Source organism: Halomonas sp. KHS3 (assembly GCF_000830495.1).
In the GTDB taxonomy this organism is placed as follows: domain Bacteria; phylum Pseudomonadota; class Gammaproteobacteria; order Pseudomonadales; family Halomonadaceae; genus Vreelandella; species Vreelandella titanicae.
This window is the reverse complement of the sequence record NZ_JWHY01000004.1, coordinates 135613-152161: the sequence shown is the minus strand read 5'-3', so window position 1 is coordinate 152161 and position 16549 is coordinate 135613. Positions and strand designations below refer to the sequence as shown.

At 53.8% G+C, this 16549-nt stretch carries 14 protein-coding genes; 9 read left to right on the top strand and 5 right to left on the bottom strand.

Annotated elements, in window-relative coordinates:
• Window positions 1–18 precede the first annotated feature (18 nt).
• The 7 genes from RO22_RS11585 (at window position 19) to RO22_RS11555 (ending at window position 7918) form a co-directional block, all read left to right on the top strand.
• Complete coding sequence (locus RO22_RS11585) at window positions 19–1116, top strand: ABC transporter ATP-binding protein (protein WP_022523706.1); 1098 nt, start codon at window positions 19–21, stop codon at window positions 1114–1116.
• Window positions 1109–2233, top strand: a complete 1125-nt coding sequence (locus RO22_RS11580; RefSeq protein WP_027959234.1) for an ABC transporter ATP-binding protein — start codon at window positions 1109–1111, stop codon at window positions 2231–2233. The genes RO22_RS11585 and RO22_RS11580 overlap by 8 nt, the downstream gene beginning before the upstream one ends.
• Window positions 2226–3113 carry a carbohydrate ABC transporter permease gene (locus tag RO22_RS11575; RefSeq protein WP_022523708.1) on the top strand — a complete coding sequence of 296 codons (888 nt, stop codon included), beginning with the start codon at window positions 2226–2228 and terminating at the stop codon, window positions 3111–3113. The genes RO22_RS11580 and RO22_RS11575 overlap by 8 nt, the downstream gene beginning before the upstream one ends.
• A gap of 1 nt (window position 3114) precedes the next feature.
• Window positions 3115–4011 carry a carbohydrate ABC transporter permease gene (locus tag RO22_RS11570; protein WP_027959233.1) on the top strand — a complete coding sequence of 299 codons (897 nt, stop codon included), beginning with the start codon at window positions 3115–3117 and terminating at the stop codon, window positions 4009–4011.
• A gap of 12 nt (window positions 4012–4023) precedes the next feature.
• Window positions 4024–4296, top strand: coding sequence for a DUF2160 domain-containing protein (locus RO22_RS11565; protein ID WP_022523709.1), 273 nt, complete (start codon window positions 4024–4026; stop codon window positions 4294–4296).
• A 95-nt stretch (window positions 4297–4391) separates the two neighbouring features.
• Window positions 4392–6158, top strand: a complete 1767-nt coding sequence (locus tag RO22_RS11560) for an ABC transporter substrate-binding protein (RefSeq protein ID WP_022523710.1) — start codon at window positions 4392–4394, stop codon at window positions 6156–6158.
• A 119-nt stretch (window positions 6159–6277) separates the two neighbouring features.
• Window positions 6278–7918, top strand: coding sequence for a glycerol-3-phosphate dehydrogenase/oxidase (locus tag RO22_RS11555; RefSeq protein ID WP_039858288.1), 1641 nt, complete (start codon window positions 6278–6280; stop codon window positions 7916–7918).
• A gap of 56 nt (window positions 7919–7974) precedes the next feature.
• On the opposite strand, the gene RO22_RS11550 is transcribed toward RO22_RS11555, so the two are convergent.
• The 5 genes from RO22_RS11550 to RO22_RS11530 form a co-directional block, all read right to left on the bottom strand.
• Window positions 7975–8199: a hypothetical protein gene (locus RO22_RS11550; RefSeq protein WP_022523712.1), complete on the bottom strand. Its 225-nt coding sequence runs from the start codon at window positions 8197–8199 to the stop codon at window positions 7975–7977.
• A gap of 482 nt (window positions 8200–8681) precedes the next feature.
• Window positions 8682–10169 carry a glycerol kinase GlpK gene (gene glpK, locus RO22_RS11545; protein ID WP_027959230.1) on the bottom strand — a complete coding sequence of 496 codons (1488 nt, stop codon included), beginning with the start codon at window positions 10167–10169 and terminating at the stop codon, window positions 8682–8684.
• Window positions 10170–10423: 254 nt separating this feature from the next.
• Complete coding sequence (locus tag RO22_RS11540; RefSeq protein WP_022523714.1) at window positions 10424–11182, bottom strand: DeoR/GlpR family transcriptional regulator; 759 nt, start codon at window positions 11180–11182, stop codon at window positions 10424–10426.
• Between the two features lie 125 nt (window positions 11183–11307).
• On the bottom strand, window positions 11308–13248 hold the full coding sequence (locus RO22_RS11535) for an SLC13 family permease (protein WP_022523715.1): 1941 nt from the start codon (window positions 13246–13248) through the stop codon (window positions 11308–11310).
• A gap of 380 nt (window positions 13249–13628) precedes the next feature.
• Window positions 13629–14606 carry an NADPH:quinone reductase gene (locus RO22_RS11530; RefSeq protein ID WP_009286508.1) on the bottom strand — a complete coding sequence of 326 codons (978 nt, stop codon included), beginning with the start codon at window positions 14604–14606 and terminating at the stop codon, window positions 13629–13631.
• A 227-nt stretch (window positions 14607–14833) separates the two neighbouring features.
• On the opposite strand from RO22_RS11530, the gene RO22_RS11525 reads away from it, so the two are divergent.
• Both RO22_RS11525 and nfo read left to right on the top strand, forming a co-directional pair.
• Window positions 14834–15589, top strand: a complete 756-nt coding sequence (locus tag RO22_RS11525) for a glycerophosphodiester phosphodiesterase family protein (RefSeq protein ID WP_041158387.1) — start codon at window positions 14834–14836, stop codon at window positions 15587–15589.
• A gap of 46 nt (window positions 15590–15635) precedes the next feature.
• The gene (nfo, locus tag RO22_RS11520; protein WP_009286506.1) at window positions 15636–16478 is read left to right on the top strand and encodes a deoxyribonuclease IV; all 843 of its coding nucleotides are present in this window, start codon (window positions 15636–15638) and stop codon (window positions 16476–16478) included.
• Window positions 16479–16549 lie beyond the last annotated feature (71 nt).

Below are 16549 nucleotides of genomic sequence, written 5' to 3'. Positions count from 1 at the left end.
GACGCTAGCGAGATCGGCATGTCCTTACATTTGCAAAATATCGATCACATCGTTAACGGTGTGCCCCATATCAGTGGGATAGACTTAGCCCTAGAGCCAGGATCCTTTAATGTGCTGCTTGGGCGAACACTTGCTGGCAAAACCACTTTAATGCGCCTAATGGCGGGGCTTGAACCACCCACCCGCGGCAAAATTATTATGGATGGCAAAGACGTCACGAACGTCTCAGTGCGTAAACGCAATGTCTCCATGGTGTACCAGCAGTTTATCAACTACCCCAGCCTCACCGTTTACGACAACATTGCGTCGCCGCTTAAACTGGCCAAACACCCAAAAAGCGAAATTGATAAACGGGTTGGCGAAATTGCTGAAATGCTGCATATCGAGCACCTGCTTAACCGCTACCCGCAGGAACTCTCTGGTGGCCAGCAGCAGCGTACCGCCATGGGGCGGGCCTTGATCAAAGATGCCGATTTAATTCTGTTTGATGAACCGCTGGTCAATCTGGATTATAAGCTCCGCGAAGAGCTACGCGATGAGTTGCGTGACCTGTTTAAAGCGCGTAACTGTATTGCGGTATACGCCACCACCGAGCCCAATGAAGCGTTAGCGCTGGGCGGTAACACGGCGGTACTGCACGAAGGCAGGCTTCTCCAATACGGCCCTACCGAGCAGGTCTATCGCGAGCCCAATGGCCGCTTTAGCGCAGAAATGTTCTCCGAACCCCCAATCAATATCGTTCCCGGTCAGCTGACCGACAGCGAGATCACCTTCGACCAAACGCTTCACTTTCCCTGCGATGACGAGCTAAAGCGTCTTGAACCGGGTGATTACGACTTTGGCGTGCGAGCTTCGCATCTCACTCTACAACCCCAACAGGCCGATGACCTGGCCCTGGATGTCCATGTGGATGTAGCGGAAATTAGCGGCTCTGAAACCTTCCTGCATGTTCGCCACGAACGCTTCCCCTTAGTGCTGCACTTAGCGGGTATTCACCAGTTTAGTGTTAATGAACCTCTGAAAGTTTACTTCCCCACCCATCAACTTTACGCCTTCGACAAGCAGGGTCACACGGTACATATTCCTGCACGTCAGGGAGGAGCTGCCCATGGCTGAGATCACACTAAAAGGCTTGGCGCACTCCTACGAAAAAACGCCCAAAGGTGCGGCGGATTACGCCATCCGGCAGATGGATCACGTATGGCACCAGGGCGGCGCCTATGCCCTATTGGGCCCATCAGGGTGCGGTAAATCGACCCTTCTGAACATTATTTCGGGCCTGCTTGAACCCTCGGAAGGTGACGTACTTTTCGACGGTCAGCGGGTCAATGAGCTGCCCCCAGAAGAGCGCAATATTGCCCAGGTGTTCCAGTTTCCGGTGATCTACGACACCATGACGGTGTTCGATAATCTTGCCTTTCCCCTGCGCAATATGAATACCCCCGAGTACCGGGTGAAACCCAAGGTACTCGAAGTCGCCGATATTCTTGAGCTGACCCCTTTGCTGGATCGTAAGGCCAAAAACCTGACCGCCGACGAGAAGCAGAAGGTCTCCATGGGCCGTGGGCTGGTACGTGACGACGTAACGGCGATTCTGTTTGATGAGCCGCTCACCGTTATCGACCCGCAGCTAAAGTGGAAGCTGCGTCGCAAGCTCAAAGAGATTCACGAGCGCTTCAATATCACCATGATCTACGTGACCCACGATCAGCTCGAGGCCTCTACTTTCGCGGATAAAATTGCCGTGATGTATGAGGGCCAGGTGGTGCAATTCGGCACCCCACGTGAGCTGTTCGAGCGCCCTGCGCATACCTTTGTGGGTTACTTTATTGGCAGCCCGGGCATGAATTTTATGGCCGTGGAATATCGCGACGATCAGGTAATGTTCGGCACACAGCCACTGCCGGTTAGCGAGCAGATGAAACACGCTGTCGCCAGCGCTGCCAATGCCAGCGCTAACGATATTAGCCATAACAATATAAAACTAGGCATCCGCCCCGAGTTTATCGCCATTTCCTCAAGTGAAGTGGCCAATAGCGTGCCGATTCAGGTGACCAGCGTGCAAGACCTGGGCACCTACTCCCTGCTGACCTTCAAACTCAACGAGCAAACGTTTAAGGCACGCCTGCCCGAAGGCCATCCGCCGGTCAGTGAAGCGGCGTTTGCGCACTTCGATGCTGCTCACGTAGCGCTGTATATCGATGAATACCTGGTGGAGGCTGGTCATGAATAACAAGGTACCCAATAACAGAGCCTGGCTACTGGTGCTTCCCATGCTGGTGTTGGTGGCCTTCTCCGCCATCATTCCGCTCATGACCGTGGTCAACTACTCGGTGCAGGACGTGCTCGGGCCGAACGCACGCTTTTTTACCGGCACTGAGTGGTTTCAAAGCATGCTCAACGACGACGCGCTGCAGGCAGCGTTTCTGCGCCAAATTTCGTTCTCGCTGATTATTCTGGCTATTCAGATTCCGCTAGGGATTGGCATCGCGCTCATTATGCCCAAACGCGGTTGGCAAGCCTCGGCGGTGTTGATCCTGATTACCCTGCCGTTGCTGATTCCCTGGAACGTAGTGGGCAGTATCTGGCAAATCTTTACCCGTGGCGATATCGGCTTAATGGGCTGGGGCCTGCGCGAACTGGGCATTGAATACAACATTACCCGTAATGCCGGCGACGCCTGGGTAACCATCATTTTAATGGACGTGTGGCACTGGACGCCGCTGGTGGCCATGCTGTGCTATAGCGGTCTCCGCTCGATTCCCGAAGCCTACTATCAAGCAGCACGTATCGACCGTGCCTCAAAATGGGCGGTGTTCCGCTACATTCAGCTCCCCAAGCTAACCAACGTGCTGGTCATTGCCGTGCTGCTGCGCTTTATGCACTCTTTTATGATCTACGCCGAACCCTTTGTACTGACGGGCGGCGGGCCGGGCAGCGCCACCACTTTCTTAAGTCAATCACTAACCACTATGGCTGTCGGCCAACAGGATTTAGGCCCTTCTGCAGCTTTCTCGCTGATCTACTTCCTGGTCATTCTGCTGGTGAGCTGGGTGTTCTACACCACCATTATGAATATGCAGAAAGACAAACCGCCGCACGGAGGTGCCTAACATGAGCTATCAACTCGAAAACACCCAGCGCGGTGAAAAGTACAACACGATTTTTAGCAAGGTTTCACCGGCCAAGCGGCGTAACCGCACCGCCCGTGCACACTGGCGCTCGCGTCTCTTGCTTGGCCTGTATCTGGCGCTGATGATTCTGCCCATTTACTGGCTGATCAATATGTCGCTACAGACCAATAGCGAAATTCTCGGCTCGATGACGCTGTGGCCCCAGAACCTTACTTTTGATAACTACATCGGCATTTTCACCAACTCAAGCTGGTACATGGGCTACGTCAACTCGATGCTCTACGTAGCGATGAATATGCTCATCACCATCTGCGTCGCGCTACCCGCCGCCTACGCCTTTAGCCGCTACACCTTTATTGGCGACAAGCATCTATTTTTCTGGCTGCTGACCAACCTAATGGCGCCACCTGCGGTATTTCTGCTGCCCTACTTCCAGCTCTACTACTCGGTAGGCCTGTTCGATACCCACATCGCCGTCGCGCTGGCTCACTGCCTGTTCAATATCCCCCTTGCTATCTGGATTTTGGAGGGCTTTATGAGCAGCGTGCCTAAAGAGATCGATGAAACCGCCTATATCGACGGCTATAGCTTTCCGCGCTTTTTCGTCAAGATTTTTATCCCCATGATCCGCTCAGGCATTGGCGTCACGCTGTTCTTCCTGTTCATGTTCTCCTGGGTGGAGCTGTTGCTGGCCCGCACGTTGACAGCCACTGACGCCCAGCCCATTGGCATGATCATGACGCGCACATCGACTGCTTCTGGGATTGACTGGGGCACTTTGGCCGCCGCCGGTGTACTCACCATCATTCCCGGCATTCTGGTGGTCTACTTCGTTCGTAACCATATCGCCAAGGGCTTTGCCCTGGGCCGTACCTGAGGAGATCTCGCTATGTCTTGGATGGTATGGACAGTGCCCACCGCCATATTCTTTTCATCCATTGCGGCCATGCTGGCAGGCATGACGGTATGGGAGATCATGTCGCCCACTGTTGAACGCAAAGGTTTTTTACCCATTGCCACCACTCGCGGGGATCGGCTGTTTATCGGCCTGCTCTCCGCAGCCTTTATCCATTTGGGCGTGATCGGCTTCACGTCACTTTCCATTTGGATAGCACTAGCGGTATCAGCCGTATGGCTGCTGGTTTTAATGCGCTGGGGATAGCCCTTGGGACTAGCCCTTGGGAAATGCCATCAGCGTTTAATCGGTATCAAGGACGGCCAAGCCATCAAGGAAGAACACAACAAAACGAGGTCAACATGCAAAAGCACGACAATAAATCCAAACTGACTAAATTCAAACTGACAACCCTCGCCGCCAGCTTGTTGCTGGCGTCGGGAACGCTGTCAGCGCAAGAGCAGGATACCCGTGCCATCGCTGAACGCTTGGTCGACGAGCACTTCCAGAACTCAACCCTGAGCCGCGAAGAGCAGATCGAAGAGCTGATGTGGTTTGCCAACGCTGCCGAGCCTTTCCGCGGCATGGATATTCAAACCGTGGCTGAAGGCCTCACGACTCACGTTTATGAAAGTGAAGTGCTTGCAGAAGCCTTTAGTGAGCTGACCGGCATTAACCTGACCCACAACATCATCGGTGAAGGTGATGTGGTGGACACCATGCAGAATCAGATGCAGTCGGGTAACAGCATCTACGATGGCTTCGTCAATGACACCGACTCCATCGGCACGCATATTCGTTATGGCACCACCATCAACCTGTCTGAAGCGATGGAGAACGAGTGGGCCGACTATACGTTGCCCACCCTGGATTTAGACGACTTTATTGGACTGCAGTACGGCACCGGGCCAGATGGCAGCCTCTTTCAACTGCCCACCCAACAGTTCGCTAACCTCTACTGGTTCCGCTATGACTGGTTTACCGACCCTGAGCTGATGGCACAGTTCGAAGAGGTCTACGGCTACCCTCTTGGCGTTCCCACTAACTGGACGGCCTATCAAGATATCGCCGAGTTCTTTACCGAGCATGTCGGCGAAATAGATGGCACCAAGGTGTATGGCCATATGGATTACGGCCGCCGCGATCCGTCACTGGGCTGGCGCTTCCACGACTCCTGGCTCTCCATGGCAGGTATGGGCAGCCCCGGCGTCCCTTCCGGCAACCCGGTGGATGACTGGGGTATCCGCGTCAACGAAGATAGCCAGCCAGTAGGCGCAAGCGTAAGCCGCGGCGGTGCTACTAACTCACCGGCCTCGGTATTTGCCATGCAAAAAGCCGTCGATTGGCTGCGTGACTATGCCCCTCCTGAAGCACAGGGCATGACCTTTGGTGAGGCTGGCCCGGTACCTGCGCAGGGACACATTGCCCAGCAGATTTTCTGGTACACCGCCTTTACTGCCGACATGACCGACCCTGCAGTCGCAGTGACCGATGACGAAGGCAACCCGCTATGGCGCATGGCTCCATCCCCCACCGGCCCGTACTGGGAAGAGGGTATGAAGGTCGGCTACCAAGATGTAGGCGCCTGGACGTTCTTCGATTCAACGCCGGAAGATCGTCGCACCGCGGCGTGGCTGTTCGGCCAGTTCACCGTGTCTAAAACGGTGTCTTTGGAAAAACTGATGCACGGTCTAACGCCGATTCGTGAATCTGACATCTTCTCTGAGCAGATGACCGAGATGGCCCCCAAATTAGGCGGCCTGGTGGAGTTCTACCGCAGCCCCAACGAGTCGAACTGGACGCCTACCGGCACCAATGTGCCTGACTACCCACGCATGGCCCCACTGTGGTGGCAAAACCTGGCGCCTGTCATGAGTGGTGAAGTCACGCCTCAGGAAGGCTTGGACAAACTGGCGTCGGATATGGACAGCACCATGCATCGCCTAGCCAGGGCCAACGTCTTCGACAGCTATGCGCCCGTGCTCAATGAAGAGCAGGATCCGCAATACTGGCTGGATCAGGAAGGCGCACCCAAAGCCAAGCTGGACAATGAAATGCCCCAAGGCACCACCGTTCCTTATGACGAAATGATGGAAGCCTGGATGGCAGCCGGTACGCGCCAAGAGTAATCACGCGTAACGCTTGCAGGGTGGGCAACCGCCCTGCAAGGGTTTCATTGGCGGCAGGCCATAGCACAAGAGAAAACACCCAGGGCACCAGGGCTATTTATTTGTTAATTGGATCCGCTATGAAACTGCGAAATCGAAATATAGAAAAATTACCTACCGAGACCTTTGATGCCCTGATTATAGGGGGCGGTATCAATGGCGCGGCCACTGCGGCGGCGCTGGCTGGAAAAGGCGCTAAAGTCGCACTGATTGATCGCGGCGACTTCGCCGGCAGCACCAGCATGCACTCCTCCAACTTAGTTTGGGGAGGCATTAAATACATGGAAAGCAAGGATTTTGCACTGGTTCGAAAATTGTGCAAAAGCCGCAATCACTTGATAAAGAGTTACCCCTCTACCGTGCAGGAGATTCGTTTCCTGACCACTATTTCGAAAGGTTTCCGCCACTCACCACGCTACCTATGGGCGGGCACCTGGCTTTACTGGCTGATGGGCAACGGCTTCACTAAACTGCCCCGCCTGCTTTCGCCTAACAAGATTAAGCAGCAAGAACCCATTATCGATATTGAGGACGCCGTTGGCGGCTTCGAGTACTCCGACGCCTACCTCCACGATAATGACGCACGCTTTGTGTTCAACTTTGTGCGCCACGCGCTTAACTATGGAGCAATTGCCGCCAACTACGTCGAGTCACTCGGCGCCGAACGGGTCGGCGACCTATGGGTGACCAAAGCGCACAACGTGATGGATGGCAGCACCTTCGATATTCATGCCAAGGTATTAATCAACGCTGCTGGCCCCTGGGTAGATCAGCATAACGAGCTGACCGGCCAAAAGACTACCCATCATCACCTCTACTCCAAGGGCATTCACCTCATCGTTCCACAGCTAACCGATTCACAGCGGGTGTTGGCATTTTTTGCCGACGATGGAAGGCTGTTCTTCGTCATTCCCATGGGCAATCGCACCTGTATCGGCACTACCGATACCCATATGGAGCATCCAGAGGTGGACGTTACTGCTGACGATATCGCCTTTGTGCTGGAAAATATCAATAAACGCCTAACGCTAGATCAACCGCTCACACAAGACGACATTATCTCGACACGCTGTGGCGTAAGGCCTTTAGCCATCAAAGATGATCAGGGCAGTGACCGAGACTTTTTACAGCTTTCTCGCAAGCATGTGGTCGATACCAACGTTGAGAGTGCGCATATCAGCATCTTTGGTGGCAAACTTACCGACTGTTTGAACGTGGGGGATGAGATTGCCGAAGAGATCAGCCGCCTGGGCGTTTCACTTTCAGACCCCAACTTTCGGTGGTACGGGGAACCTGCCAAGCCCGTGAAACAGCAGTTTATGGATCAAGCCAAGCGTATGAACCTGGATGCCATGACCGCCTCTACGTCATCGGAGCTGCTCTCCTCTCGGCTGTGGCGGCGCTATGCCGATCAAGCCATACCGATGCTGGAGAAAATTCGTCAGGATCCCGCTCAGGGCGAAATCCTCATTGAAGGCACTGAGTACATCCGTTGTGAAATTGAGCATGCCCGCGACCACGAGATGATCACCCAGCTTGAGGACTTCCTGCGCCGCCGCGCCAAAGTTTCTCTGGTGGTACCTCATGAGCAGTTACGCCATTCCACAGGTTTAAAGGAAGCGTGTCGGGTACTGTTTGGTGACGATGCTGAAAATCGATTTAGCCAGTACTTCGAACAAAATCGCGATACTGCACTTCCGCCGACATCGACAGCGGTTTAGCGTAAAAAAGCCCCCTCACCTAAGTGAGGGGGCTCAAACAATCAATAAGCGATGCCCTACTCTTCGTCTTCAATTCGCATTTGAGAGTCCCCTGAGAGCACTTCATCCCAAGCTTCTTCCAGTGTGCAGCCTGAGCGGCTATCCACTGTGTCGATGACCTCAACGGCATGCTGCAGTGATTCACGGTTGCCCTTCAGTGCCACAACAAGTCTAGCGAGATCTTGTTTGCTGAAAGTGCTGGCGATGCTGTCGGCTTGTTGGCTCAGTTCGATGCAGTTCATTAGTAATACCTCATGGTATGGTCATCCGCTGCTTAACCGACTATCGGTTAAAAAAAGCAGCCATCTTAGTTAACGACGTATGGTGACGTTGCTACTCATGCTGGGCCGGATAAGTGCCCAGTTCGGCAACTGCGAAACGGTCACAAGCTTTGCAAGACCTTCGCCTTTAGCGCTCGGGTAATACTGAAGCGCTATGGTTCTGTAGCAGAGATCAGGGCAGTGACTCGGGATAACGAAGCACCCTCCTGATCCATGGCTTCACTATGGTTCACTGCAACAAAACCCACAATGCATCATTGGCAGCAGGGGTGGTTGTAACTCGACTACATAAACACTCATTAAGTGTTAAGTGTGTTAAAGACTTTCATGAGGGGCGCTAAAAGCGAAGAAAGGCGGCCAATGGTTTAATTGGCCGCCGCATTATAAAGAATCGAAAGAGTTAATAGATAGTGTGCTTAAGTAGTGGGCTAAATCGTTATTACCTAAGGCGTGGAGCGCACGCGCGAAACCGCATCCAACCAGCCTTGATAGAGCTGCTCGCGAGTGGTCTCCTCCATAGCAGGCATAAAGCTCTTCTCACAGCGCCACAGCTGCTCAATCTCTTCGAGGGTTTGATACCAACCTAAACGCAACCCGGCTAAGTAAGCAGCCCCCAGCGCCGTGGTTTCCAAAATCGTAGGGCGATCCACCTGGACACCCAGCATATCGGCAAGAAACTGCATCACCCAGCTGTTCTTCACCATGCCACCGTCGACGCGCAAAGTGCCTGGTGCGGCCTCCATGTCGTCGTTCATACAGTGCTGGAGGTCTCGGGTTTGATAGCACACCGCTTGCAGGCCTGCAGCGACTATTTCAGCGATACCGGTATCGCGAGTTAACCCAAAAATAGCGCCGCGGGCTTTGGGATCCCAGTGTGGAGCGCCCAAGCCGGTAAAGGCGGGCACCAGATAAACGCTGTGGCCACTGCGGGTCTCCTGGGCCAAGGCCTCCGTCTCTGACGCATCGGCAAACAGGTTCAAGCCGTCACGTAACCACTGCACCGTCGCCCCCGCCACGAAAATACTGCCCTCCATGGCATAGGTCGGCTTACCGTGAAGCCGGTAGCCAATGGTGGTCAACAGGCGATTGCGCGACAGCGAGGGCGTTTCACCGGTATTCACAATCATAAAACAGCCTGTGCCATAGGTGCTTTTACCCATCCCCGGTTGAAAGCACGCCTGCCCCACTAAAGCAGCCTGCTGATCCCCCGCTACCCCAGCAATGGGGAGCGCGGCACCCAGCCAGTGCGCTTCGGTGGTGCCAAAATCATCGCTGGAGTCTTTCACTTCGGGCAATAAATTGGCGGGAATATTAAATAGCGCCAGCAGCTCTTCATCCCACTCCTGAGTATGGATATTAAACAACGCTGTACGCGAAGCATTGGTGGCATCGGTCACGTGCTGCTGACCGCCTGTCAGCCGCCAGATTAAAAAGCTATCTACCGTTCCAAATGCCAACTCGCCCTGCTCGGCGCGCTCCCGAGCACCCTCAACGTTGTCCAGTACCCAACCAAGCTTGGTGGCTGAAAAGTAGGGATCAATCAATAGGCCCGTTTTAGCTTGAACGGTATCGGTATAGCCTTGATCGCGCAGTGACTGGCATAAATCTGAGGTGCGGCGATCCTGCCAAACGATGGCGTTATAGAGTGGCTTACCCGTTTTCCGATCCCACAGAATAGTGGTTTCCCGCTGGTTGGTAATGCCGATCCCGGCTATTTGGTCGGCGGAAACTTCAGCGTTACGCATCACATCTCGGCAAGTCGCCACCACGGTTTCCCAAATGTCTTCGGGGTTGTGCTCAATCCATCCGTCGTGGGGGAAGTGCTGAGTGAATTCTTGCTGGGCAACAGCGGCCACCTGGCCTTGGCGGTCAAACAGAATGGCGCGAGAACTGGTGGTACCTTGATCAATGGCGAGTATAAAAGAGGACATATCGAGTTCGCTTTGTTGTATTATCTTTCGATTTTGTATGATTGAAAACCTCTGATTAACGCGATGAGCGCAGGCCAGACAAGGCAAAAATCAACGAAAAAGCGGAGTTTACGGGGTGTAAATGAGCATTTTGAGGCGATTTTTAACGCTGTATGGCCAAGCGCAATAGTTAATCAGAGGTTTCCACGTTTTCGCTTTATTATCATCCAAGGCTACTCTAGCCGCCCAAAATGCTCAAGGCTGAAACTACCTCATTAAGCAATGTAGAGCGCCACATCGTGTTGCGTCAGCAAGCGCTGAATCGCGTCTGGGGGTTTGCGGTCGGTAAATAGCGCATCCAGCTGTTCCAGGTTACCTTGCCGAACAACCGGGTTACGGTGAAATTTAGAGTAGTCCGCCGCCAGATAGATGCGCCTGGAATTGGCGATAATCGCCTGAGCAACGCGCACTTCCTGGTAATCAAACTCCAGCAGTGAGCCATCCTCATCGATACCGCTGATGCCGATAATGCCGTAGTCCACTTTGAACTGATTGATAAAGTCGATCGTTGCTTCACCGATAATGCCGCCGTCCCGGGAGCGCACCTGACCGCCGGCGATAATCACGGTGAAATCCTCTTTATGTTGCAGGATAGCGGCAACATTTAAATTATTGGTAATGATCTCAAGGCCCTGGTGCTCTAACAGCGCTTGAGCAATCACTTCATTGCTGGTGCCGATATTAATAAACAGAGAGGAGTGATTCGGGATGTGCTGTGCTAAACAGCGGGCAATGCGCTCCTTTTCTTCCAGATGCAGTGTCTTGCGCGTGCTGTAGGCGGTATTGACTGTACTCGACTCGATTCCTACTCCGCCATGCACCCGCCTCACCCGGCCCTCATTGGCCAGGGTATTTAAATCGCGACGGATGGTTTGTGGTGTCACGGCAAAATGATCGGTGAGCTGCTCAATACTCATATAGCCGTGCTGACGAACCAGCTCGACAATGGCATCCTGACGAAATTGTTGATTCATAAGCCCGGCCTGTTCGATTTTTATTGATATCTGAACATAATCTAGCAAAATTTTCGAAACCTAATAGCACTATTCATACAATTCCGCAGGTGCCAAACCGACAGACCAAGCGGCGACCTCGCCTATTAAAGCGGCCACACCCATAGGATCATTGGGATAGCAACCACCAGCACCACCAGTGATAGCGGCAAGCCCAGTTTCCAATAATCACCAAAGCGGTAGCCGCCAGGCCCAAGCACCAGCGTATTGGATTGGTGCCCAATAGGGGTTAAAAACGCACAGGAAGCGCTAACAGCTACGACCATCAAAAACGGATCCAGTGAGACGTCAAAGCCATTGGCTAAGCTCACCGCAATCGGTGCCATCAGTAGCGCAGCCGCCGCATTGTTAACCACATTGGAGAGCAGCATAGAGAGTAAAAACAGCCCTATCATGGTCACCACCACCGGCCAATCGCTGCCAAAACTGAGCAGCGCGTTAGCAATCAAATCTGCACCTCCACTGGTTTCTAATGCTTCGCCCACGGGAATCATCGCCGCGAGCAGCACTATGACGGGGCCATCAATGGCCTGATACCCTTCCCGGAGTGGTAACACGCCAATCAGGAGCGAAATCAGTGCCGCACTACTCATGGCCACCGCTGCGGGGAGTAGATCAAACAGCATGGCGACGATTGCCAAGGCAAAAATAGCAATCGACATAGCAAGTTTGCGTGGCTGCCCCAGATGCAGTTCACGGCTAGCCAGGGGTAGACACCCAAGCGAGGCCAGGCTATCTGACATCTCGTTTTCACTGCCCTGGAGGAGCAAAACATCACCGTTTTTAAAACGAATATCCCGCAACCGCTGCTTCAAGCGCCCGCCATCCCGTGCGACAGCCACCAAGTGCAGGCCAAACTGATGGTTTAAGCGTAGCTGGCGTACGCTGCGGTTAATCATCATTGAGTCGTTACGCACCACGGCCTCGATCAGTTGCAGGCCCTCGGTATCCACGGGCTGTCGATCCTGCGCAGAATCTTTCTTATTCACAGGATCCTTATCACTCTCCGTAGGCTCAGCATCCTCCGCCTCAGGGTCTTCCTCCAACTCTGCAATCGCGCTTAGCCCTACTTTGTCTTCCAGCATTTGAAGCTCATCAGGCCCTGCTTCTAATAGCAGAATATCGCCCTCTTCCAGTGCGCCGTGGAAGTTATAGCCTGCACGGCGGTTGTCATCACGCACCACCGCTAACACGGGAATGGTTTCGTCCAGTTCGTCGCGCAACTGTTGTAGCGTTAGCCCCTTGGCCTTCGACTCTTCGCCTACTTTCAATTCGACTAAATAGTTGGCGGTATCGAACATTTCATCCGTAGAGGCCTGGCCGCTACGCTTGGGCGTCAAGCGCCAGCCCACCAGAACAATAAAGGCCAGCCCCGCCAGCGCAACTACGATGCCTACAGGCGAGAAGCTAAACATACTAAATGCTTCATCTGTCACATCACGGCGATAACTGGAAATAATGATATTGGGTGGGGTACCAATCATCGTGGTCAGGCCGCCGAGCAGAGAGCCAAACGCCAGGGGCATAAGCAGTAAGGAAGGCGAGGTGTTGTGTTCGCGGGCAAGCCGCATAGCTACCGGTAGCAGCAGTGCCAGGGCGCCCACATTATTCATAATACCTGACAGCACAACAATGGTACCCACCAGCACCAGGAGTTGGAGCAGCAGGTTTTCCCCCACTTTAAGCACTTGGTTGGCAATAATATCGACCACGCCCGAGCGCTCAAACCCTCGGCTAAGCACCAGTACAGCGGCCACGGTAATCACCGCCGGATGGCCGAAACCGGCGAAAGCGCTTTCGGCCGGCACAAGCCCCAGCATGACCGAACCCAACAACGCTGCCAGCGCCACTAAGTCATAACGAAAGCGTCCCCATATAAACGCGGCGAGCGTTAGCCCAAGTACGATAAACACCAGTGTGCTAGGTGTAAGCGTTAACCCGCCAAGATCCAATGCTTCAATACTTACGTTTTCAATACCGGAGCCCTCAGCGCTTGAGCCCTCAACACTTATGTCCTCAGCCGACATCCTTTTCCCACTCCCTTGCTGGCGTTTGAAAGTTCACCATGCGATTGATGCAAAACACGCTTTAACATGACTATTTCTTCTGCACATTAGACGTTTACTATACAGAGGTATAGACCCTGCATACGCAAAGCCTATAAACACATAGCCAAAAGGGACAAAAGCTCGGCAAAGCCGAGCTTCATATCGGTAGTGTAATGAAGGGTAAAGCGGGCTAATAAAAGCGCTTACTTTTGGCGCTCAACAATAATGTGAGCATCAACAATCTTATAGCGATGCGTGCAGCCTTTGAGATATAGGAAACTTCACGGGGCCCTGGCCAACCGCTTCAGGCTGCCCCTGCTGCTGCTCTCAAAGCTCTATCGTCGGATAAAACGAATTCGCTACGGCAAAAGAATAGTTGAGCCCGTGGTCTTGCGGCTTTGCAGGGCGTCTTGGGCTTTGCCAGCTTCTGCAAGTGGGTAGCGGTTGGCGATATCAATGTTGACCTTACCGCTTTCAATCATGGCGAAAAACTCTTCGCACATCATCTCCAAACGCTCGCGGGTGTCGGCGTAGCCATTCAGGCTGGGGCGGGTCACGTAAAGTGCGCCCTTCTGATTCAGAATGCCGATATTAACGCCCTCCACCGGGCCAGACGCGTTGCCAAAGCTGACCATCAGACCACGGGGCTTCAGGCAGTCCAGTGACATTTCCCAGGTGTCTTTACCCACCGAATCGTACACCACATCGCACATATCGCCGTTGGTAAGCTCGCGTACGCGCTCTACCACGTTCTCTTCGCTGTAATTAATTGTCGCCCAGGCACCGTTGGCCATGGCTAGATCCGCTTTTTCCTGTGAACTGACTGTGCCGATCAGCTTAACGCCTAACGACTTCGCCCACTGGCAGGCAATCGAACCTACCCCGCCCGCTGCGGCGTGAAATAGAATGGTTTCGCCACCTTTTAGTTCATAGGTTTGGCGCAGCAGATACTGCACGGTAAGGCCCTTGAGCATACTCGCCGCTGCGGTGTCGAAATCAACGAAGTCGGGTAGCTTGACCACTTTAGCCGCTGGCAGCGTATGCAGTTCAGCATAGGCGCCCAACGGGCCTTGGGCATAGGCCACGCGATCGCCAACCTGAAGGTGTGTGACTCCTTCGCCAACCGCATCGACCACGCCTGCACCTTCGGTGCCTAGACCAGAAGGCATGGAAGGGGTTGGATAGAGCCCGGTACGAAAATAGATGTCGATAAAATTAAGGCCAACGGCTTTATTAGCAATACGTACTTCACCCTGGCCAGGTTCAGCAGGGGTAACGTCGACCAGTTCAAGTACCTCAGAACCGCCGGTGCGGGCAAATTGAATACGCTGAGACATTAGGACTCCTTATTGTGTAATTCGGCTATTATTCGAGTTGATACGCCATCTCTGAATAATGCTAAGCATGGCAACAGGTGCTGCTATACAAGCGCGTCATGGCATTTAAATCAAGCTAGCACGCTAGCGTATTTTTACCCACTAGAACGCGAGGCAATGCAATCCTGCTGTCATGCGCCCATGCTAGTATTAGCGCTTCTTTATCGTCTAAGGCTTAGAGATTTGTCATGACGCATCCCGCTATTCAACTCCCCGCGCTGATTGCCCACCGCGGCTACTCCGCCGCTGCCCCTGAAAACACCCTCGCCGCGGTGCGCGCCGCCTATGAAGCGGGAGCCACATGGGTAGAGCTGGATGTGCAGCTACTGGGTGATGGCACCCCGGTGATTTGGCACGACGGCGATGTAGCACGCTGCTCAAACGGACGGGGCGGACTCGCCTCCATGAGCTGGGCGCAGGCGCAAACCCTGGATGCCGGGGCTTGGTTTGACGATCGTTTTGCGGGTGAGAAGATGCCTAGCCTCAGCGAGATGTTGGCACTGCTTAACGAGCTGGAAATGGGCGCCAATATGGAAATCAAGGTCAACAAAGGCCGCGACCCCATCGCGCTGGTGGAACGCGCGCTGCCGGAAATGCTCGACACTCTCCCCCCCGAGCGCTTGATTATCTCCTCCTTCAATGCCGCGGCTCTTGGCCACTGCCGTCAATTTGCCAGCAAAGAACGGCTGGCCCTGGGTGTGCTGTTCGGTAGCGTGCCCAAAAGTTGGCGTGAGCAGTGCGAGGCCATTGAGGCTTTTAGCGTGCACCCCCACTGGCCGCGTTTGAAGCGCGCCCAAGCCGAAGCTATGCAGCGCGATGGCTATCAAATATTGTGCTATACCGCCAATGACCCCAGTGCCTTTCATAGCCGCTGGGAGTGGGGCATCGGCAGTGTCATCACCGATGAACCCGCCGCGTTCAAGCGCTTTTTAGACAGCCATTGATAAACTCTAACAACTTATAAGTTCACACACTGACAAGGAGTCCACCGTGAAGTACCTAGGAGCCCATGTGAGCGCCGCTGGCGGCGCAGACCAAGCCGTGCAGCGAGCAGTGGAAATCGGTGCGGATGCGTTTGCGCTATTCACCAAAAATCAGCGTCAATGGAAAGGTAAACCGCTCACCGATGAGGCGATTCAAGCCTTTCGCGATGCCTGTGCCGAGCACAACTTTTCTGCAGAGCAGATTTTGCCCCACGACAGCTATCTGATTAATCTGGGTCACCCCGAGCAGGAAGGGCTGCGCAAATCCCGCGATGCGTTTCTGGATGAGATGCAGCGCTGCGAGCAGTTGGGGCTGACGCTGCTTAATTTTCACCCTGGCAGCCATTTGAACAAAATCAGCGAAAGCGACTGCTTAAAGCGTATTGCAGAATCCGTTAACGAAGCGCTAACGCATACCCAAGGCGTTACCGCAGTCATTGAAAATACCGCTGGCCAAGGCACTAACCTGGGTTGGCGCTTCGAGCATTTGGCCGAGATCATTGCCCACGTGGACGATAAAACTCGCGTGGGGGTGTGTATTGACACCTGCCACGCCTTTGCGGCGGGCTATGATCTACGTACGACAGAGGCCACCCAAGCAACGCTTGATGAGCTAGACAGCGTGGTCGGCTTTGAGTATCTGCGCGGTATGCATTTAAACGATGCCAAAAGCAACCTTGCCAGCCGCGTGGATCGCCACCATAGCCTGGGCAAAGGCAATATTGGCCTACCTGCCTTTACCACCATCATGCAGGAACCACGGATTAACGGCATTCCAATGATACTGGAGACCATCGAACCCGAGATATGGGCCGATGAAATAGCTTGGCTACGCGCTCAAGCCTCCTGAAGTGGATACAAAGAGTCAGCCTACGATTCAGCGGTTTTTGCACGCCCGGTAATGCTTGCCTACGCTTAAAC